Source organism: Pseudomonas gorinensis (assembly GCF_042015035.1).
In the GTDB taxonomy this organism is placed as follows: domain Bacteria; phylum Pseudomonadota; class Gammaproteobacteria; order Pseudomonadales; family Pseudomonadaceae; genus Aquipseudomonas; species Aquipseudomonas gorinensis.
In genome coordinates this window covers 3,247,349-3,267,135 of sequence record NZ_CP167125.1, presented here as the reverse complement: position 1 = coordinate 3,267,135, position 19,787 = coordinate 3,247,349, and the positions used below count along the sequence as shown (strand labels likewise).

Sequence of the window (19,787 nt, the reverse complement as noted above, 5' to 3'; positions counted from 1 at the left end):
GTTGATGAATCAATCGATGTTTATCGTCTGGCGTGAAAGCGTCGAGGCGTTGTTGGTGATCGGCATTCTTCAGGTGTGGATCAGCCGCCAGGCCGAACACTCACGCCTGGCGCGTTTCCTGTGGGCCGGGGTGTTGCTCGGGCTGCTGTGCTCCGCCGGGTTGGCCGGCTTGATGCTGTGGGCCGGCGAAGCCATGAGCGGCTCCCAGGGTGAATGGGCACAAGCGGCGCTGACGTTACTGGCCAGCGGCTTGATGGTGCAGATGGTGTTCTGGATGCATCGCCACGGCGCCACGCTCAAACACAGCCTGGTGCGCGAAGCCGATCAGCGCCTGGCCCGCCAGGGTGGTTGGGGGGTGCTGTTGTTGGCGCTGTTGGCAGTCAGCCGTGAAGGCAGTGAAACCGTGGTGTTTTTGTATGGCGCCGGGGCGCGCCTTAACGGTCCGGCACTGAGCCTGTTCGCCATCGGCGGCCTGTTGGGCCTGGTACTGGCGGGCCTGACGGTGGTGCTGCTGCGGGGCAGTCGACGCTTTATCTCCTGGTCGCTGTTTTTTGCCCTCAGCGAAGCACTGCTGTTGCTATTGGGTGGGGCCTTGCTGGTGGCCGCCGTGGACCGTATCAGCGGACAACTGCTGGGCATGGACCTGCCCGAATGGGTGTATGGCGCCTTCGGTGAAAGCCGCTGGGACAGCAGCGCCCTGCTCAGCGACAGCCACGGTCTGGGGTCGCTGCTGGCCGATTTTGCCGGCTACCGTGCCGCGCCGAGCCTGGTTACCGTGCTGGTGCTGCTCGGCTATTGGCTGTGGGTCGGCAACGGCCTGCGTCGCTCGCGGCCAGCGGCATGACCTGGCTGCAGCGCCTGGGCGATGGCATGCGGCGCCATGGGCGGTTAATCCGTACCGTGCAATGGCTGGTGGTGCTGGTTTACGCCGTGCTGTTGGTGTTGCCGGCGCTGCTGCCCTTGCCGGGCAGCCAGGCGCGCCTGGTGAACAACCTGACACTGCTCGCGCAATTTATCTTCTGGGGCCTCTGGTGGCCGTTCGTGTTGCTGTCGATGGTGCTGTTCGGGCGCCTGTGGTGCGGGGTGCTTTGCCCAGAAGGTTCGTTGAGCGAATGGGCCAGCCAGCACGGGCGCGGCCTGGGCATTCCGCGCTGGGTGCGCTGGGGCGGCTGGCCGACGCTGGGCTTTTGCCTGACGACCCTGTATGGCCAGTTGATCAGTGTGTATGACTACGCCCAGGCTGCCTTGCTGATCCTCGGCGGCTCGACCCTGGCGGCCATGGTCGTCGGCCTGTTGTTCGTGCGCGGTAAACGCGTGTGGTGCCGTTACCTGTGCCCGGTCAGCGGCGTCTTCGCCCTGCTCGCCCGCCTGGCGCCGGTGCATTTCGCGGTGGATGAGCAACGCTGGAAGGCCAACACCGCACCGCGCCTGCCGCTGCCCAACTGCGCGCCGCTGCTGGATATCCGCCGCTTGCAAGGCGCCAGCGAGTGCCATGCCTGTGGCCGTTGCAGCGGACAACGCGGGGCCGTGCAATTGATCGCCCGGTCGTGCAATACGGAGATCCTTCAGGCACCTCGCCAACCCGGCTCGGAATGGGATGCGCGCCTGTTGTTGTTTGGCGTGATCGGCCTGGCAATGGGGGCGTTTCAATGGACGGTCAGCCCATGGTTTATCGCGCTCAAGCAAACCCTGGCGACGTGGCTGGTGAGTCATGACTGGCTGTGGCCCCTGCAAGACACTGCGCCCTGGTGGCTGCTCACTCACTACCCGCAACTCAATGACAGCTTCAGCTGGCTCGATGGCCTGTGCATCGTGCTGTACCTGTGTGGCAGCGCACTGTTGTTCGGTGGTGGCTGCTGGCTGCTGCTGCGCCTGGCCGCCTGGGTGGCGGGGGATCGCGCACTGTTTCGGCCCCTGGCGCTGACACTGACGCCCCTCGGTGGTGCGGGGTTGTTCCTGGGGTTGTCGGCGACCACGGTGAAGTTGCTGCGTTATGAGGGGTTGGGGTTGGGTTGGGTGCAGTCGGCGCGGGCGGTGTTGCTGGTTGGGGCGGTTGGGTGGTGCTTGTGGTTGGGGTGGCGGCAGCTTCGGGGGGTTGGGGGGGTGTTACGTGGGGGGGCTTGGTTTTTTGTGGTGTTGAGTAATGGGTTGGTGGGGGTTGGGTGGTGGTTGCAGTTTTGGGGGTGGGGTTGATTGGGGGGCGGGTCTGGGTCCGTGTACATATCCGTTGCTGCGGTAACGGCGGCTGGCGGGTTGGTGTACATATCCGTTGCTGCGGGAACGGCGGCTAGCGGGTTGGTGTACATATCCGTTGCTGCGGGAACGGCGGCTAGCGGGTTGGTGTACATATCCGTTGCTGCGGAACGGCGGCTAGCGGGTTGGTGTACATATCCGTTGCTGCGGGAACGGCGGCTAGCGGGTTGGTGTACATATCCGTTGCTGCGGGAACGGCGGCTAGCGGGTTGGTGTACATATCCGTTGCTGCGGGAACGGCGGCTAGCGGGTTGGTGTACATATCCGTTGCTGCGGTAACGGCTACTGGCGGTTCCGCCCTTACGGCGGGTCACTTTTGGAAAAGAGCCCCAAAAGTAACCAAAAGGGCTCTTGCCCACCACTCGGCACTCGCTTAGGCTCGGTGTGCCCGAACGCAGGCTTGAATCCGTGGGCCGCCGTCATGGGCCATCCCTGGCCCAGGACGGCTAACCCGGCGTCCTGCCGGGTTACCCACGGATTCAACCTGCGTTCGGCCAGCGTGGTTTTACGGGGCGCCTAAGATCAAGATCAAAAACAGAGCAAAAGCAGAGCAAAAGCGGAACGAGGTCGACCTGACCTATGGAGATCTCTGACCTATGGAGATCCAAATGTGGGAGGGGGCTTGCCCCCGATGGCGGTGGGTCAGTTAACAAATAAGTGACTGACACTCCCTCATCGGGGGCAAGCCCCCTCCCACACTTAACCGAGTACACCAAGCACAACTCCGGTCGGTTCCAAGGCAGCAAAAGACAGAGCAAAAGCAGGCCAAGGTCTACCTGACCTATGGAGATCTCTGACCTGTGGAGATCCAATTGTGGGAGGGGCGGTGCGACGATTCGACTTGCCCCCGATGGCGGTGGGTCAGTTAACAAATAAGTGACTGACACGCCCTCATCGGGGGCAAGCCCCCTCCCACATTTTTTACCGAGTACACCAGACCCGACACCGGTCGGCTCTATGGCTGCCGCGCTTTGGCTTTTGATCTAAGCCACCCCGTTAAACCTTGAACCGCGCCACGGTCTGATGCAGCGCTCCGGCCATCCCTGCCAGGTCGTGCCCCGCGGTTTCCGTATGCAAGGCCCCCTGCAATACCTGCTGCGACAAATTCCGAATCCCCACCAGGTTCCGATCCACTTCTCGCGCCACCAGGGCCTGTTCTTCAGTGGCGCTGGCAATCATCAAGTTGCGCTCGTTGATCTGCGAAATCGACCGGGTAATCTCCGCCAACGCCTCTCCCGACCGCTGGGCCACACCCAAGGTTGCCTGTACCCGCTCGCTGCTGCTGTGCATGGCGGCCACGGCGTGTTCGGTGTCCTGGCGGATATTGCCAATCATCTGTTCGATCTCCTGGGTCGAAGACTGGGTGCGATGGGCCAGTGCGCGCACTTCATCGGCCACCACTGCAAACCCGCGTCCGGCATCGCCGGCCCGGGCGGCTTCGATAGCGGCGTTCAGCGCCAGCAAATTGGTCTGGTCGGCAATGCTTCGGATCACTTCCAGCACACCGCTGATGTCTTGCACGCGGCCAGCCAGTTGCTGGATACGCTCCGAGGTTTCCACCACGCCGGTGGCCAGGGTGTTGATCGACGCCACGGTTTCCTGCACCTGGGCCTGCCCGCGCTGGGCGGTCTGCTCCGACAGGTGCGAGGCTTCGCTGGTGCTCACGGCATTGCGCGCCACTTCGTCGACGGCGGCGGTCATTTCATTGACCGCCGTGGCAGCCTGTTCGATTTCCTGGCCCTGCAGCTGCAAGCTGCTGCTGGTCTGGCTACTGACCGCGCTCAACTCTTCCGACGAGCTGGCCACGCCGTCCACCGACACGGCGATGTGCCGGACCATCTGGTTCAGACTCTGCTGCATCAGGTGCAGGTTGCGCATCACGCTGCCGTCGGCACTGTTGCCCAGCGGTACCTCGATGGTCAGATCACCGTTGGCGATATGCTTGAGCACCCGTGCCACCTCGTCCGGCTCGCCGCCCAATGGCCGGGTGACGCTACGGGTGACGATCACGGCGGCGGCCACCACCAGGGTCAGGCACAGCAGGAACAGCCCGATCATCGTGCGACGCGCGTCGTCATACAGGGTTTGCGCCGCCTGCTCACGCTCGGTGAACAGCCGGCCTTGCATGGCCATCAACGCATCGAGGCTCTTGAACACGTCCAACTCGGCTGGCATCACCTGCTGTTTGAGCTGGGCCAGGCCCTGTTCGCGGGCACCCTGCTTGATCAGCGCCTGCACCTGGGTGAAGGCCGCCACGTAGGCTTCGCGATGGGATTTCAAGGTGGCATAGGCGGCCTTGCCTTCGGCGGTATCGAGCAGCGGCTCCAGGGTTGCGAAGGCCTGGGTAATGCGCTCGCGCGTCGTGCCGATAGAGGCCTGCGCCTGTTGGTTATCCTGGTCGATCAGCAGGTCACGGGTGTTGCGGCCGTTGTCACGCACGCCGGTGGCAATCACCATGATCGGCGCGATGCGAGGCCAGTCCTGTTGTACGATGTGTTCGGATTGCTGCTTGAGCGTTGCCAGGTCGTGCAAGGCATAAAACACCAGACCGACCAGGGCCAACGGCGCGATCGCGAAGCCGATGACAATGCGTTGCGCCGTGGTTAACTGCTTCATTCCATTATTCCTTGATGAAAGCCTGCCCAAAACGGACAGCATCTTTAAAAATCCTGACGGGGGTGATCGGTCACCCTCGCAATACAAATGCCGGGAACAACTCCCGCAAACGGCCCCACAACTCTGGCAACGCCATCTGTACGGAGACACTGGGCAGTTGCGCATCGAGCATCGTCGCCGTGCGCACCATCTGCACGGCAAAGCGCTTGACACCATTGGCTTGCAAACGCTGGGCCAGCAGCAGCAACCGGGGTGGGTCAATCAGGTGCCAATGCACCGTGGTGCGGCATTCATAATCCACGCCACTGGCCAGCAAGGTGTCCAGGCTGCGCCAGTTGGCGGCACCGCTGCCCTTGACCTGGGTGATCAATTGGCAGTCCTCGGCCAGGGCCTTCACATCGAAGCCCACCCAATCGGCATGGCGCAACGCATTGGCGAAGCCCGCCGGCTTGATCCCGGCACTGTGCAGGCCGACCCGAAAGCCCATCGCGCGCACTTCATCCATGGCCGCCGGCAAGCCTTCCTGCAAGGTCGGTTCACCGCCGCTGAACACCACCGCGTCCAACAGGTCCTGGCGCCGCTGCAAAAACAACAACACCCGGCGCCAATCGATCTCGGCGCTACCGCGCGGTGCGATCAGGTCCGGGTTGTGGCAGTAACGACAGCGCCAGGCACAGCCCTGGCAAAACAGCACACAGGCGAGCATGCCGGGGTAGTCGAGGGTGGTCAGGGGCACCATGCCCCCGACCCGTAGCGCTCGACTCATTGGCGCCCGGCCAGGGCGGCCGTTTCAGTGAAGTGCACACGCTCTTTGTGCTCGGACTGTTTGCCAGGGTTGAACGCCGACACCGGCCGGTGGTAACCCATCACTCGGGTCCAGACTTCGCAGCGCTGACGTTGTGGCTGGGATGCTTGCATGGTGGAGCTCCTTGCGAGTTGATAAATCGGTTCAAGAACGGGCCGCGAGCGCGAGGACTTCATCGCACTTGGGGCAGAACTCATGTTCGCCGGCGAGGTAGCCGTGGACCGGGCAGATCGAAAAGGTCGGGGTCACCGTCAAGTACGGCAGGCGGAAACGCCCCAAGGCTTTGCGCACCAGTTGCTTGCACGCCTGGGCCGAGGAAATCTGCTCGGCCATGTACAGGTGCAACACGGTGCCGCCGGTGTATTTGCATTGCAGTTCGTCTTGCAGCTCCAGGGCTTCGAAAGGGTCTTCGGTAAAGCCAACCGGCAACTGCGACGAGTTGGTGTAGTACGGTGCGTCCACGCTGCCGGCTTGCAGAATGTCCGGGTAGCGCTTGCGGTCTTCCTTGGCGAAACGGTAGGTAGTGCCTTCGGCCGGCGTGGCTTCGAGGTTGTAGAGGTGGCCGGTCTCTTCCTGGAAGCGCAGCAAGGTGGCGCGCACGTGGTCGAGCAACTTGAGCGCGAACGCACGGCCTTCAGCGGTGTGCATACCCTGCTCGTCCCCGGTGAAGTTGCGCAGCATCTCGTGCATGCCATTAAGGCCGATGGTGGAGAAGTGGTTGCGCAAGGTGCCCAGGTAGCGCTTGGTATAGGGGTACAGCCCGGCATCCATATGGTGCTGGATCACCTTGCGCTTGACCTCCAGGCTTTCCATCGCCATGTCCATCAGGCTGTCCAGGCGTTGCAGCAAGCCAGAGGTGTCGCCCTTGAACAGGTAACCCAGGCGCGCGCAGTTGATCGTCACCACGCCCAGGCTGCCGGTCTGCTCCGCCGAACCGAACAACCCACCGCCGCGTTTGAGCAGCTCGCGCACGTCCAGTTGCAGGCGGCAGCACATCGAGCGCACCTGGTTGGGCTGCATATCGGAATTGAGGAAATTCTGGAAATACGGCAGGCCATAGCGCGCAGTCATCTCGAACAAGCGGTCGGCGTTCTCGCTGTCCCAGGGGAAATCGTGGGTGATGTTGTAGGTGGGGATCGGGAAGGTGAACACCCGGCCCTTGGCATCGCCGGCCTGCATCACTTCGATGTAGGCACGGTTGATCAGCTCCATTTCCGTTTGCAGATCGCCATAGGCGAACGGCATTTCCTCACCGCCGATCACCGGCACCTGCTCACGCAAATCTTCCGGGCATACCCAGTCGAAGGTCAGGTTGGTAAACGGCGTCTGGGTGCCCCAGCGCGACGGCACGTTAAGGTTGTAGATGAACTCCTGCACCGCCTGGCGCACTTCGGGGTAGCTCAGTTGGTCCTTGCGCACATAGGGCGCCAGGTACGTATCGAATGAACTGAACGCCTGGGCGCCGGCCCATTCGTTTTGCAGGGTGCCGAGGAAATTGACCATCTGCCCCAGGGCGCTGCTCAAGTGCTTGGGCGGCCCGGCTTCGACACGCCCCGGCACGCCGTTGAGGCCCTCGTGCAGCAGCGAGCGCAACGACCAGCCGGCACAATAGCCGGCGAGCATGTCCAGGTCATGGATATGCAGGTCCGCCTCACGGTGGGCGCGGCCGATCTGCTGGCTGTAGACCTCGTCCAGCCAATAGTTGGCGGTGACCTTTCCCGACACGTTCAACACCAGCCCACCGAGGGAATAGCCTTGGTTGGCATTGGCCTGCACGCGCCAGTCTTCACGGTCGAGGTATTCGTTCATCGAGGTGGCGACTTCCACCAGGGTCTTGCGGTCGCGGCGCAGGCGGCCGTGTTGTTCGCGATAGACGATATAGGCGCGCATCGACAGGAAGTAGCCGGCGTCCATCAGCACGCGTTCGACGCTGTCCTGGATCTGTTCGACATCCAGCTGTTCGATACCCCTCAGGCGGGCCAGGACGGCGCCCAATAACAGGTCGACGTCGGCGGCTTGGTACTCGCCGGTAGCGGTGCCGGCGGCAATCAGCGCCTGACGGATTTTTTCGGCGTCGAAGGGGACCAGGCTGCCGTCGCGTTTGTGTAGGCGGGTGCTGACCAGCGGGGTGAGCGTGTTTTGCATTTCCGGGCTCCAGACACTACATATAGATGTTTTTAGATCGATAGACACAATATGCAGTGAGGTTACGGAGAATGGGGTGGGTTTCCCTTGATCGGGGTCAAGGTTTTTTGATTGGGGAGGCATATCCGTTTTTGTGGGAGGGGGCTTGCCCCCGATGGCGGTGGGTCAGCCATAGATGCATCCACTGACACTCCCTCATCGGGGGGCAAGCCCCCTACCACATTTTTTACCGAGTACACCAGACCCGACACCGGTCGGCTCTATGGCCGCCGCGCTTTGGCTTTTGATCTCAAATCAGCCTCCACTCATATTCATAAACCGCACCACCTGCACCTCCCCCGCCCCCGTGAAATCATGGCGCAGCGGCTTGCCTTTCAAACCCTTGTGCAACGCCGCGATCAAGGGCCCGTCATCCAGCGGATAGCGCCGCAGCAAAGCGCGAAAATCCAGCGCATCCTCCTGCCCCAGACACAACAGCAACTGCCCCTCCACCGTCATCCGTACCCGATTGCAACTCCCACAAAAATTATGCGAATTAGGCGAAATAAACCCCACCCGGGTCCCCGGATGCCCCGCCAACCGCACATACCGCGCGGGGCCTCCGCTGTTCTCGGTGCTATCAATCAACCCATGCTCACGGGCAATCACCGCTCGCACTTCATCACTGGAGCAGAACGTCTCGCCCCGCGAGCGCCCCACATCCCCCAGGGGCATTTCCTCGATAAAACTGATGTCGATGCCCTGGTCGATGGCGAACTGCACCAGCGCCGGCACCTCGTCGAAATTGCGTCCCTTCATCACCACGCAATTGAGCTTGACCCGTTCGAACCCCGCTTGGCTGGCCGCCTTGATCCCCGCGAGCACCTGCTGCAAGTCGCCATTGCGGGTAATCGCACGAAACCGCGCGTCATCCAGACTGTCGAGGCTGATGTTCATGCGCTTGACCCCCGCCTCCACCAACGGCTGTGCGAGTCGCGCCAGCTGCGAGCCGTTGCTGGTCATCACCAGTTCGCGCAAGCCCGGCAGTGCCGCGATGTTGCGGCACAGCCCGACAATGCCCGGGCGGATCAACGGTTCGCCGCCGGTGAGGCGGATCTTGCGCACGCCTTGGCGGACAAACAGCGCCGCCAGGCGTTCCAGCTCTTCCAGGGTCAACACCTGCTGGCGCGGCAGGAACGTCATGGTTTTGGCCATGCAATACACACAGCGAAAATCACAGCGGTCGGTCACCGACAAGCGCAGGTAATCGATCGAACGGCCCACCCCATCCACCAGGCTCATGTCACTGCACCAACGGCGAGTCGGCGCCCTGCAGCGCGATGCCGCGGATGTCCGCCGCGCCGATCAGGGTTTGCAGGTACTGCACCAATGCCTTCTGCCACACGCCCTGCTGCAACTGGGTGCGGATCGCGACCGCCACCGCTTCATACGGCAGCGGCTGGCCTTCGATACGTTGGTCGACACTGATCACATGCCAGCCATAACGACTCTCCAGCGGCTTGCCGGCCAGGCCCGGGGCCAGGGTGAACAGCTGGCGCTCCAGTTCGGGCACGGTTTGCCCCTTGCTCACCTGGCCCAACGAACCACCCTGGGCCTTGGACGGGCACGCCGAATACTTGAGGGCCAGCTCGGCAAATTGGCCAGGCTGCTCTTCCAGGGTCAGCAGCAGGATTTCCGCCTGGGTGTGCGCCAGGTGGCGTGCGTCGGCATCGTCCGGCGCGCATTCAAGCAGAATGTGCCGCACCGCCAGCAGCGGCGCGCTGTGAAAGCGCCCGCGGTTGTTCTCGAAGTAGCGCACACAGGTGGCCTCGTCACACTCAGGCACCTTGACCTCACGCTCCAGCAACAGGCGCGTGGCCGCTTCTTCTTCGTTCTCGCCGGCGGCGATCTCCACCGCCAGGCCCAGCTCGGCGATCCGTTGCTGCAACAGCTCGCGGATCACCAGTGCACGGGCGGCCAGGTACACCGCTTCTTCGCGACTTTCAGCCGGGTGATATTGCAATTCCAGGGCCATGGCCTCAGGCGTGACTGGCACGCCGTTGACGCTGACGATCGGCCATTCCTGTTCACTGCTGGCGATCAGTTCCGGCGCCTTGAGCTCCTCGAACGAAGCCTGGGCCGTCACCTCGGCAATCACCGGTTCCTTGACCGACGAGCCGCAACCACCGCTGCCGCCATTCCCGCCACCACATCCGCATCCTGTAGTCATGACGTTCTCCTCAATACTTCTGCCGCACGATTTGATAACGACGCCCCAGGTACCAGATCGGCGCGCTGACCATATGCACCAAGCGGGTAAACGGGAACAGCACGAACAGGGTCAAGCCCAGCGCCACATGGGCCTTGTAGATCAGGCTGACCGGCTCGATCGAAGCCGCCGCGTCCATCGGCCGCAACAGCACCACGTTCTGCGCCCAGTCAGCGAGCATCACCATCACCGAACCGTCCATATGCCCGGTGGAGGCGACAATGGTCAGCAAGCCAAGCACCAACTGCGCGAGCAACACCAGCAGGATCAGGATGTCCGACGGGCTTGACGTGGCCCGTACACGCGGGTCACCCAGGCGACGCTTGACCAGCATCAGCAGGCCCACCAGGCACAGCAGGCCGAAGAAGCCACCGGAGACCATCGCCAGCAACTGCTTGTGCTCGGTGCTGATCACATGGTGATAGACCGACGCCGGGGTCAACAGGCCGACAAAATGCCCGGCCAGCACGAACAGCACGCCAATGTGGAAGAAGTTGCTCGCCACGCGCATGCCACGGTTGTTGAGCATCTGGCTGGAGCCGGCCTTCCAGGTGTACTGCGACAGGTCGAACCGCGCCCAGCTGCCCAACAGGCAGATCGCCAAGGCGACATAGGGATAGATCCCGAATACCAGCAAATTCCACTTAGACATTACCCACCTCCCCGGCCGGCACTGTGGCCCGCCCTTCTTGCTGAAAATCCACCCAGTGCAACGGCACCGCGCTTTCTTCGCGGGCCTTGCCTGGTGCGCTGGGCATCGAACTGCAACGGTCCTGCTGCTCGGCCTGCATGAAGTCCACCGCTTCCTCTTCCCAGATTTTGTCCAGGGCTTCGAGGGAGTCGTCACGCGGTTCGGCGGCGACCTGGGCACGCAGTTCGGCCACGGCCTGGTGCGGCTCGGCGCCGGCAATCTGCAACAGCGCACGGAAGCAACTGGCATAGCCGCTCTCGCGCTCTTCCAGCCGCGCGGCGAGCAAGGCCAACAGGTGCGCCACATCCGCCAGGCCCTCGCGGGCCTCGATGTCTTCACGGGTGGAGAGGAACTCCAGGTACAACGGGATGTAGTCCGGCAGCTCCTTGACACCGATGGCAAACCCGGCCTCTTCGTACTGGGCCATCATGTCGACCATGGCCTGGCCGCGGTCGCGGGACTCGCCATGCACGTGCTCGAACAACAGCAACGACAGCGAACGCCCCCGGCCAAACAGCGCACCGTAGTGTTCCTGACCGTCCATCAAGTCATTGGCGCAGATCAGCTCCAGCAACTCGAACAATGCGCCGCGCTGCTTGGGGCTGATTTCCCGCGATTCGATGATCGCCTGTTCCAGTTCGTCGCGGCCGTTCACCAGGGTGTCGGTGGGGTAGTCCAGCAGCAACGAAATCACTTTAAGAATGCGCATGCTCAGTCCTCCCAGATTTGTACGGTTTTCAGCACGTCGCGGCGGTTGGCCTTCTTGGCGCCGAACATGTTGGTGTCGGAGCTGCCGCTGCAACCGCTGCCAAAGCTGAAACCACAGCCGGAGCGCTCGGCGAACGCATCGCTCATGGCGTCTTCACGGTGCGCACTCGGCACCACAAAGCGGTCTTCGTAGTTGGCGATCGCCAGGTAGCGGTACATCTCTTCCACCTGTTCCACGCTCAGGCCGACGTCTTCGAGCACTTGCAGGTCCTGCACGCCGTCGACTTGCTGGGAGCGTTTGTAGGCACGCATCGCCAACAGGCGCTTGAGCGCACGCTTGACCGGCTTCTCGTCGCCCGCGGTGAGCAGGTTGGCCAGGTAACGCAGCGGAATGCGCAGGCTGTCGACATCCGGGATCACCCCGTTCATGCCCACGGTGCCAGCCGCCGCGGCGTTCTGGATCGGCGACAGCGGCGGCACGTACCAGACCATCGGCAAGGTGCGGTATTCCGGGTGCAGCGGCAGCGCGAGTTTCCAATCCACGGCCATTTTGTACACCGGCGAACGCTGGGCCGAGTCGATCACCGACTGCGGCACGCCATCGGCCAGGGCCTGGCGAATCACCGCCGGGTCATTCGGGTCGAGGAAGATTTCCAGCTGTTTCTCGTAGAGGTCCTGCTCATTGGCCGTGCTCGCCACTTCGCTGATGCGGTCGGCGTCGTACAACAGCACGCCGAGGTAGCGAATCCGCCCCACACAGGTTTCGGCGCACACAGTCGGCATACCGGCTTCGATACGCGGGTAGCAGAAGATGCACTTCTCGGACTTGCCGCTCTTCCAGTTGAAGTAGATCTTCTTGTACGGGCAGCCGCTGATGCACATGCGCCAGCCCCGGCACTTTTCCTGGTCGATCAGCACGATGCCGTCTTCTTCACGCTTGTAGATCGCGCCACTCGGGCACGACGCCGCGCACGCCGGGTTGAGGCAGTGCTCGCACAGGCGCGGCAGGTACATCATGAAGGTGTTTTCGTACTCGCCATAAATGTCGGCCTGGATCTGGTCGAAGTTCTTGTCCTTGCGGCGCTTGGCGAATTCGGTGCCGAGGATTTCCTCCCAGTTGGGGCCCCACTCGATCTTTTCCATACGCTTGCCGGACACCAGCGAACGTGGGCGTGCGGTCGGCTGGTGCTCGCCCAACGGTGCGGTGTGCAGGTGCTGATAGTCGAAATCGAACGGTTCGTAGTAGTCGTCCAGGCTCGGCAGGTCGGGGTTGGCGAAGATGTTCGCCAACACGCGGAACTTGCCGCCGATGCGTGGGTTGATCGAGCCGTTGGCGTTGCGAATCCAGCCGCCCTTCCACTTGTCCTGGTTTTCCCACTCTTTCGGGTAGCCGATACCGGGTTTGGATTCGACGTTGTTGAACCAGGCGTATTCCATGCCTTCACGGCTGGTCCACACGTTTTTGCAGGTGATGGAACAGGTGTGGCAACCGATGCATTTGTCCAGGTTGAGGACCATGCCGATCTGTGAGCGAATCTTCATCTCAGTTCTCCTCGATATCAGTCGGCAATGGGCGCGGCAGGTCATTGCCGGTGGAGCCATCGAGCCAGTCGACCTTGGCCATCTTGCGCACCACGACGAACTCGTCGCGGTTGCAACCGACCGTGCCGTAATAGTTGAAACCGTAGGCCTGCTGGGCATAGCCGCCGATCATGTGCGTCGGCTTGAGCACCACGCGGGTCACCGAGTTGTGGTGGCCGCCACGGGTCTTGGTGGTTTCCGAACCGGGCACGTTCACGATGCGTTCCTGGGCGTGGTACATCATCACCATGCCTTCCTTCACGCGCTGGCTGACCACCGCACGGGCAGTCAAGGCGCCGTTGACGTTGAAGCATTCGATCCAGTCGTTGTCCTCGATGCCGGCGCGCTTGGCGTCGATCTCCGAGAGCCACACAATCGGTCCGCCACGGCTCAGGGTGAGCATCAGCAGGTTGTCGCTGTAGGTGCTGTGGATGCCCCATTTCTGGTGCGGGGTGATCCAGTTCAGCACGATCTCGGTCTCGCCGTTGCTGCGCTTGCCCTTCACGCCTTCGATGGTGCGGGTGTTGACCGGTGGCCGGTAGCTCATCAACTGCTCGCCGAACGCCTGCATCCACGGGTGATCCTGGTAGAACTGCTGGCGGCCGGTGATGGTGCGCCATGGGATGTTTTCATGCACGTTGGTGTAGCCGGCGTTATAGCTCACGTGCTCGTCTTCCAGGCCCGACCAGGTCGGGCTGGAGATGATCTTGCGTGGCTGCGCCTGGATGTCGCGGAAGCGAATCGCTTCGTGGGCCTTGGAGATCGCCAGGTGGCTGTGGTCGATGCCGGTGAACTCCGACAGCGCGGCCCAGGCTTTCACGGCGACCTTGCCGTTGGTTTCCGGGGCCAGGGACAGGATCACCTCGGCGGCGTCGATGGCGGTGTCGATCTTCGGCCGACCGTGGCTGATGCCCGCGTCGTTTTCGTGGTGGTTGAGTTCACCGAGGAACTCGACTTCCTCGTCGGTGTTCCAGTTGATGCCCTTGCCGCCGTTGCCGAGTTTTTCCAGCATCGGGCCCAGGGACGAGAACTGCTTGTAGATGTTCGGGTAGTCGCGTTCCACCACCGCCATGTTCGGCGCGTTCTTGCCCGGCACCGGCGCCACACCGGCGCTTTTCCAGTCGGTGCCGCCAAATGGCTGGGCCAGTTCGCCGACGCTGTCGTGCATCAACGGTACGGTGACCAGGTCTTGCTCCACGCCCAGGTGGCCGACCGACATGGCCGAGAACGCCTTGGCGATGCCTTTGTAGATTTCCCAGTCGGAGCGCGACTCCCACGCAGGGTCGATGGCGGCCGACAACGGGTGGATGAACGGGTGCATGTCCGAGGTGTTCATGTCGTCTTTTTCGTACCAGGTGGCGGTCGGCAAGACGATGTCGGAATACACGCAGGTGGAGGACATGCGGAAGTCCAGGGTGGTCACCAGGTCGAGCTTGCCGATGGCGCCGTCTTCGACCCATTCGGCCTCGGTGGGCTTGCATTCGGTGCTGTGGCCGATGTCTTCGTTCATCACGCCGTTCTTGGTGCCCAGCAGGTACTTGAGCATGTACTCATGGCCCTTGCCCGACGAGCCGAGCAGGTTGGAGCGCCAGATAAACATGTTGCGCGGGAAGTTCACCGGGCTGTCCGGCTGTTCGCAGGCAAAGCGCAGGCTGCCGTCCTGCCAGGATTGGACCACGTAGTCTTTCGGCGTCATGCCGGCGGCAGCCGCCTCACGGCAGATGTGCAGCGGGTTGGTGTTGAGCTGCGGCGCACTCGGCAACCAGCCGGCGCGTTCGGCGCGGATGTTGTAGTCCAGGGCGTGTTCCGGGAACTGCGATTTGTCGGCCAGAGGCGAGAGCACATCGTGCATGCTCATCTTCTCGTGGCGCCATTGCGAGCTGTGGCCGTAGAAGAAGCTGGTGCCGTTCATCTGCCGTGGCGGGCGGTTCCAGTCCAGGCCGAAGGCCAGGGGCAGCCAACCGCATTGCGGGCGCAGTTTTTCCTGGCCTACGTAGTGGGCCCAGCCGCCGCCGGTCTGGCCGACGCAACCGCAGAGCATGAGCATATTGATCAGCCCGCGGTAGTTCATGTCCATGTGGTACCAGTGGTTCATCGCCGCGCCGACGATGATCATCGAGCGCCCCTTGGTCTTGTCGGCGTTGTCGGCGAACTCACGGGCGATCTGGATGGCTTTCTCGCGGCTGACGCCGGTGATCGCTTCCTGCCACGCCGGGGTGCCCGGCACGCTGGCGTCGTCGTAGTCCTTGGCCACGTTCTGGCCGCCCAGGCCACGGTCGATGGCCAGGTTGGCGGCGGACAAGTCGAACACCGTCGCCACTTTGGCCACGCTGCCGTCGGCCAGGGTCACGCTGTGCACCGGCACGCGGCGGAACTGCACGGCATCGCCGGCCACGTGCTGGAAGTGTTCGTGGGCTTCGCCGGCAAAATACGGGAACGCCACTTCGGCGACGTCGTCACCGATCAGGCTGAGTTTCAGGTCGATGGCACGGCCTTCACCGCCTTCCTTCGCGAGGATGTTCCACTTGCCCTTCTCGCCCCAGCGGTAGCCGATGGAACCTTGTGGCGAGACCAGTTCGCCGCTTTCGTCGAGGGCGATGGTTTTCCATTCCGGGTTGTTGTCCTGGCCGAGGTTGCCGGTCAGGTCCGAGGCCCGCAGGAAGCGGTCAGGCTGGAAGCCGGCGCCGGGGGCAAAACCGGTCATCGGCTTGAGCATCACCAGCACCGGCAAGTCGGTGAAGCGCTTGGCGTAATCGGTGAAGTAGGCGCTCGGTTTGTCCAGGTGAAATTCCTTGAAGATCACATGGTTGAAGGCCTGGGCCAACGCGGCGTCGGTGCCCTGCTTGGGGTTGAGCCACAGGTCGGTGAGCTTGGCCACTTCCGAATAGTCGGGGGTGATGGCCACGGTCTTGGTGCCCTTGTAACGCACCTCGGTGAAGAAGTGCGCATCCGGGGTACGGGTCTGCGGGACGTTGGAACCCCAGGCGATGATGTAGTTGGAGTTGTACCAGTCGGCCGATTCCGGCACGTCGGTCTGCTCGCCCCAGACCATCGGCGAGGCCGGTGGCAAGTCGCAGTACCAGTCGTAGAAGCTCAGGCACACGCCGCCGATCAGCGACAGGTAACGCGAACCCGCCGCGTAGCTGACCATGGACATGGCCGGGATCGGCGAGAAACCGACGATGCGGTCCGGGCCGTATTGCTTGATGGTGTAGACGTTGGAGGCAGCGATGATCTCGTTGACCTCCTCCCAGTTCGAGCGAATGAAACCGCCCATGCCGCGCTTGCTCTTGTACGAGTCGGCCTTGACCTTGTCCTCGACAATGCTCGCCCACGCCTCGACCGGTGGCAGGGTCAGGCGCGCTTCACGCCATAGCTTGAGCAACGGCTTGCGGATCTTCGGGTACTTGAGGCGGTTGGCGCTGTAGATGTACCAGCTGTAGCTGGCACCCCGCGGGCAGCCGCGCGGCTCATGGTTGGGCAAGTCGTTGCGGGTGCGCGGGTAGTCGGTCTGCTGGGTTTCCCAGGTGATCAGGCCGTTCTTCACGTAGATCTTCCACGAGCAGGAGCCGGTGCAGTTCACGCCGTGGGTGGAGCGTACGATCTTGTCGTACTGCCAGCGCGAGCGATAGACGTTCTCCCAGTCGCGGGACTCCTTGCGGGTCTCGCCGTGACCCTCGGAGAATTCGTTTTGCTTACGGTTGAAGAACCGCAGTTGATCCAGCAAGTGACTCATGATGTTTTCCTCATCAGGCGTGCCGTGGGGTACGTTGCCCCGGCGAATTCGTGGTCGATCAGCAGGGAGTGGCGCAACCTTTGCGGGCGTACCACCACCAGGTCACGACAATGCAGCTCAGGTAGAAACCGACAAACATGTAGAAGGCCATCGCCGGGCTGCCGGTGGCGGCCATCGAGGTGCCGAAGGATTTGGGAATGAAGAACGCACCGAAGGCGCCCATGGCCGAACTGAAGCCGAGTACGGCGGCGGATTCCTTGCCGGCATCTTTGAGCGCTTGCTCGCGTTCGGCGGCGGATTTACCGGCGCTGGCCTTTTCGTGCTGGGTGCGGAAGATCACCGGGATCATGCGGAAGGTGGAGCCATTGCCCACGCCGGTGGTGATGAACAGCAGCATGAACATGCCGAGGAAGCCATAGAAGCTGCCGCCCTGGCCGTTTTCGGGCAGGAAGTGCAACACGCCGAACACCATCACGATCATCAGCACGAAGTTCCACAAGGTCACCCGTGCACCGCCCAACTTGTCCGCCAGCCAGCCGCCCAATGGGCGTACCAGTGCGCCGACCAGAGGCCCGAGGAAGGCGAATTTCAGCGCTACCACATCGGGGAACGAAGTCTTGATCAGCAGGGGGAACGCCGCCGAAAAGCCGATGAACGAACCGAAGGTGGCCAGGTACAACCAGCACATCAGCCAGTTGTGCTTGCGCTTGAAGATCACCGCCTGCTCGCTGAACGAGGCACGGGCGCTGGACAGGTCATTCATGCCAAACCAGGCCGCCACGGTGACGGTGAGGATAAACGGCACCCAGATAAAACCGGCGTTCTGCAACCAGAGTTGACTGCCATCCGGCAAGGTTTGCGGTTGACCGCCGACCAGGCCGAACACGCCGAAAGTGATCACCAGCGGCACGCAGAACTGCATCACCGACACCCCAAGGTTGCCGAGGCCGGCGTTCAGGCCCAGGGCCGTGCCCTGCTGCGACTTGGGGTAGAAGAAGCTGATGTTGGACATGCTCGAGGCGAAGTTGCCGCCGCCGAAACCGCACAGCAACGCGATCAGTACAAACACGCTGTAGGGGGTGTTGGGGTCTTGCACCGCAAAGCCCATCCACAGCGATGGCAGCAGCAGCGACGCGGTGCTCAGGGCGGTCCAGCGGCGGCCGCCGAAGATCGGCACCATGAACGAGTAGAACACCCGCAAGGTCGCGCCGGACAGGCCCGGCAACGCCGCCAGCCAGAACAGCTGGTCAGTGGTGAACGTAAAGCCGATGGCGTTCAGGCGCACGATCACCGTGCTCCACACCATCCACACGGCGAAGGCCAGCAACAGCGCAGGGATCGAGATCCACAGGTTGCGGGTGGCAGTCTTCTTGCCGCTGGCGCCCCAGAACGCGGGGTCCTCAGGGCGCCAGTCGTGGATCACCGGCCCCGAGCCGGGCTTTTGCGCGATGGACATGTTCATTCTCCTTGGAGACGTTGGGCGGTTTTGCCCAAAAGCGGTTGCTTGCGCATTTCGCTGAAGTACATCCAGGTCAGGGACACCCAGACCACGCCGTACATCAACATGAAGCAGGACGAGCGCACGCCGGTGAGGTCCACCAGGGCGCCAAACAGAATCGGCAGTACAAAGCCCCCCAGCCCACCGGCCAGGCCGACGATGCCGGACACCGCGCCCATGTTCTGCGGGTAGTCATTGGCGATGTACTTGAATACGGAGGCCTTGCCGAACGCGAAGGCGATGCCCATCACGAACAGCAGCACGGTGAACAGGGTGGCGTTGAGGCCGATATGGAAATCCAGGGGGCCGTTGACGGTCTGCACCTGCAATTGGGTCTGCGGGTAGCTGAGCAGGAACAGGCAGATCCAGCTCACCCACAACACCCACCAGGTCACGCTTTGAGCGCCCCAGCGATCCGACATCCAACCGCCCACCGCACGCAGCACGCCACCGGGCAGCGAGAAACACGCGGCCAGCAGTGCGGCGCTTTGCAGGCTGAAACCGTATTCCTGCACGTAGTACTTGGTCATCCATAGCGCCAGGGCCACGTAGCCGCCGAACACAATCGAGTAGTACTGGCAGTAGCGCCACACGGCCGGGTCTTTCAGGCACAGCAACTGCTGGCGCAGGGTCGCGCCGCCGGCACTGCGGTGCGCCTTGTTTTCGCTGGTGAGAAACCAGAACAGCAGCGCGGTGATAAACAGGATTGCGCCGAACACCTTGGGCACCAGGTGCCAGGTGCCGAGGGCGATCAGCGCCGGGGCCAGAAACTTGGTGACAGCGGCGCCCGCGTTGCCGGCGCCAAACACCCCCATGGCGAAGCCCTGGTTGTCCTTGTCGAACCATTTGGCAACGTAGGCGATGCCCACCGAGAACGAGCCACCGGCCAGGCCGACGAACAGGCCCAGGACCAGGAACTGCCAATAGGCGGTGGCGTAAGTGATCAGGTACAGCGGCAACACACACGCGAGCATCAGCAGGAAGAACACAATGCGCCCGCCGAAACGGTCAGTCAGCAGGCCCAGCGGCAGGCGCACCAGGGAACCGGTCAACACCGGCGTGGCGGCCAACAGGCCGAACTGGGTTTCGTTGAGTTGCAACAGCTCTTTGATGGGGACGCCCAACACGGCGAACATCATCCACACCATAAAGCAGACGGTGAAAGCCAGTGTGCTCATGCCCAGCACCAGGCCTTGTCTTATACGGGGTTGAGTCACGGTACGCGCTCCAGAAAGTGATTCCATGAGCGCAGGTTAGGGGCGGCCCCCCCTTGGAACTTGACGCAGATCAACGTCCGCCTGGGGGGTATCGGGCTATGCTGGCCCCACCTACCTCTAAGGAGGTAGTTCGAACAACAAGAGAAAGTCTTTATTTATCAATGGATTGGTCTCTTGTGCCGGTGTTTTCCCGTGGGAGGGTTTGCCGGCAATTCTTTAGAGGTAGTGCGCCAGGGATTGCGGTGTTCCAGCCCTTTTTGCCCTTTTTGGTGCCGCCATGCAGACGTCC

The 19,787-nt window shown here is 62.6% G+C and carries 14 protein-coding genes; 2 read left to right on the top strand and 12 right to left on the bottom strand.

The features are described 5' to 3' along the window. Positions 1 to 4: 4 nt before the first annotated feature. Together AB7933_RS14990 and AB7933_RS14985 are read left to right on the top strand one after the other, a co-directional pair. Positions 5 to 844 (top strand): FTR1 family iron permease, encoded by an 840-nt coding sequence (locus AB7933_RS14990; RefSeq protein ID WP_024075042.1) that lies wholly within the window; start codon positions 5 to 7, stop codon positions 842 to 844. Then, a complete protein-coding gene (locus tag AB7933_RS14985; protein WP_024075041.1) occupies positions 841 to 2,193 on the top strand; it encodes a 4Fe-4S binding protein in 1,353 nt (450 codons plus the stop codon). Before AB7933_RS14990 ends, AB7933_RS14985 begins: the two co-directional genes overlap by 4 nt. A 1,056-nt stretch (positions 2,194 to 3,249) precedes the next feature. Here the strand turns inward: AB7933_RS14985 and AB7933_RS14980 are convergent. The 12 genes from AB7933_RS14980 to AB7933_RS14925 form a co-directional block, all read right to left on the bottom strand. Then, positions 3,250 to 4,869, bottom strand: a complete 1,620-nt coding sequence (locus AB7933_RS14980; protein ID WP_024075039.1) for a methyl-accepting chemotaxis protein — start codon at positions 4,867 to 4,869, stop codon at positions 3,250 to 3,252. 70 nt (positions 4,870 to 4,939) lie between these two features. Next, on the bottom strand, positions 4,940 to 5,635 hold the full coding sequence (locus AB7933_RS14975) for an anaerobic ribonucleoside-triphosphate reductase activating protein (RefSeq protein WP_024075038.1): 696 nt from the start codon (positions 5,633 to 5,635) through the stop codon (positions 4,940 to 4,942). Further along, complete coding sequence (gene nrdD, locus AB7933_RS14970; protein ID WP_024075037.1) at positions 5,632 to 5,787, bottom strand: anaerobic ribonucleoside-triphosphate reductase; 156 nt, start codon at positions 5,785 to 5,787, stop codon at positions 5,632 to 5,634. Before nrdD ends, AB7933_RS14975 begins: the two co-directional genes overlap by 4 nt. A 31-nt stretch (positions 5,788 to 5,818) precedes the next feature. Next, a complete protein-coding gene (locus tag AB7933_RS14965; protein WP_024075036.1) occupies positions 5,819 to 7,819 on the bottom strand; it encodes a ribonucleoside triphosphate reductase in 2,001 nt (666 codons plus the stop codon). A gap of 294 nt (positions 7,820 to 8,113) precedes the next feature. Then, complete coding sequence (moaA, locus tag AB7933_RS14960; protein ID WP_024075035.1) at positions 8,114 to 9,100, bottom strand: GTP 3',8-cyclase MoaA; 987 nt, start codon at positions 9,098 to 9,100, stop codon at positions 8,114 to 8,116. 1 nt (position 9,101) lies between these two features. Then, positions 9,102 to 10,028: a peptidylprolyl isomerase gene (locus tag AB7933_RS14955; protein WP_024075034.1), complete on the bottom strand. Its 927-nt coding sequence runs from the start codon at positions 10,026 to 10,028 to the stop codon at positions 9,102 to 9,104. 10 nt (positions 10,029 to 10,038) lie between these two features. After that, complete coding sequence (gene narI / locus AB7933_RS14950; protein WP_024075033.1) at positions 10,039 to 10,719, bottom strand: respiratory nitrate reductase subunit gamma; 681 nt, start codon at positions 10,717 to 10,719, stop codon at positions 10,039 to 10,041. After that, on the bottom strand, positions 10,712 to 11,467 hold the full coding sequence (gene narJ, locus AB7933_RS14945; protein ID WP_024075032.1) for a nitrate reductase molybdenum cofactor assembly chaperone: 756 nt from the start codon (positions 11,465 to 11,467) through the stop codon (positions 10,712 to 10,714). The genes narI and narJ overlap by 8 nt, the downstream gene beginning before the upstream one ends. Positions 11,468 to 11,469: 2 nt before the next feature. Continuing rightward, on the bottom strand, positions 11,470 to 13,008 hold the full coding sequence (gene narH / locus AB7933_RS14940) for a nitrate reductase subunit beta (protein ID WP_024075031.1): 1,539 nt from the start codon (positions 13,006 to 13,008) through the stop codon (positions 11,470 to 11,472). Position 13,009: 1 nt separating this feature from the next. Then, a complete protein-coding gene (locus AB7933_RS14935; protein ID WP_024075030.1) occupies positions 13,010 to 16,783 on the bottom strand; it encodes a nitrate reductase subunit alpha in 3,774 nt (1,257 codons plus the stop codon). A 58-nt stretch (positions 16,784 to 16,841) separates the two neighbouring features. Next, positions 16,842 to 18,239 carry a NarK family nitrate/nitrite MFS transporter gene (locus AB7933_RS14930; protein ID WP_024075029.1) on the bottom strand — a complete coding sequence of 466 codons (1,398 nt, stop codon included), beginning with the start codon at positions 18,237 to 18,239 and terminating at the stop codon, positions 16,842 to 16,844. A gap of 2 nt (positions 18,240 to 18,241) precedes the next feature. Further along, complete coding sequence (locus AB7933_RS14925) at positions 18,242 to 19,498, bottom strand: MFS transporter (RefSeq protein WP_024075028.1); 1,257 nt, start codon at positions 19,496 to 19,498, stop codon at positions 18,242 to 18,244. Positions 19,499 to 19,787 lie beyond the last annotated feature (289 nt).

Bases quoted from the DNA above. Each gene is read 5' to 3' on its own strand.
- AB7933_RS14990 (WP_024075042.1), top strand. From the start codon at position 5: ATGAATCAATCGATGTTTATCGTCTGGCGTGAAAGCGTCGAGGCGTTG.
- AB7933_RS14985 (WP_024075041.1), top strand. From the start codon at position 841: ATGACCTGGCTGCAGCGCCTGGGCGATGGCATGCGGCGCCATGGGCGG.
- AB7933_RS14980 (WP_024075039.1), bottom strand. From the start codon at position 4,869: ATGAAGCAGTTAACCACGGCGCAACGCATTGTCATCGGCTTCGCGATC.
- AB7933_RS14975 (WP_024075038.1), bottom strand. From the start codon at position 5,635: ATGAGTCGAGCGCTACGGGTCGGGGGCATGGTGCCCCTGACCACCCTC.
- nrdD (WP_024075037.1), bottom strand. From the start codon at position 5,787: ATGCAAGCATCCCAGCCACAACGTCAGCGCTGCGAAGTCTGGACCCGA.
- AB7933_RS14965 (WP_024075036.1), bottom strand. From the start codon at position 7,819: ATGCAAAACACGCTCACCCCGCTGGTCAGCACCCGCCTACACAAACGC.
- moaA (WP_024075035.1), bottom strand. From the start codon at position 9,100: ATGAGCCTGGTGGATGGGGTGGGCCGTTCGATCGATTACCTGCGCTTG.
- AB7933_RS14955 (WP_024075034.1), bottom strand. From the start codon at position 10,028: ATGACTACAGGATGCGGATGTGGTGGCGGGAATGGCGGCAGCGGTGGT.
- narI (WP_024075033.1), bottom strand. From the start codon at position 10,719: ATGTCTAAGTGGAATTTGCTGGTATTCGGGATCTATCCCTATGTCGCC.
- narJ (WP_024075032.1), bottom strand. From the start codon at position 11,467: ATGCGCATTCTTAAAGTGATTTCGTTGCTGCTGGACTACCCCACCGAC.
- narH (WP_024075031.1), bottom strand. From the start codon at position 13,008: ATGAAGATTCGCTCACAGATCGGCATGGTCCTCAACCTGGACAAATGC.
- AB7933_RS14935 (WP_024075030.1), bottom strand. From the start codon at position 16,783: ATGAGTCACTTGCTGGATCAACTGCGGTTCTTCAACCGTAAGCAAAAC.
- AB7933_RS14930 (WP_024075029.1), bottom strand. From the start codon at position 18,239: ATGTCCATCGCGCAAAAGCCCGGCTCGGGGCCGGTGATCCACGACTGG.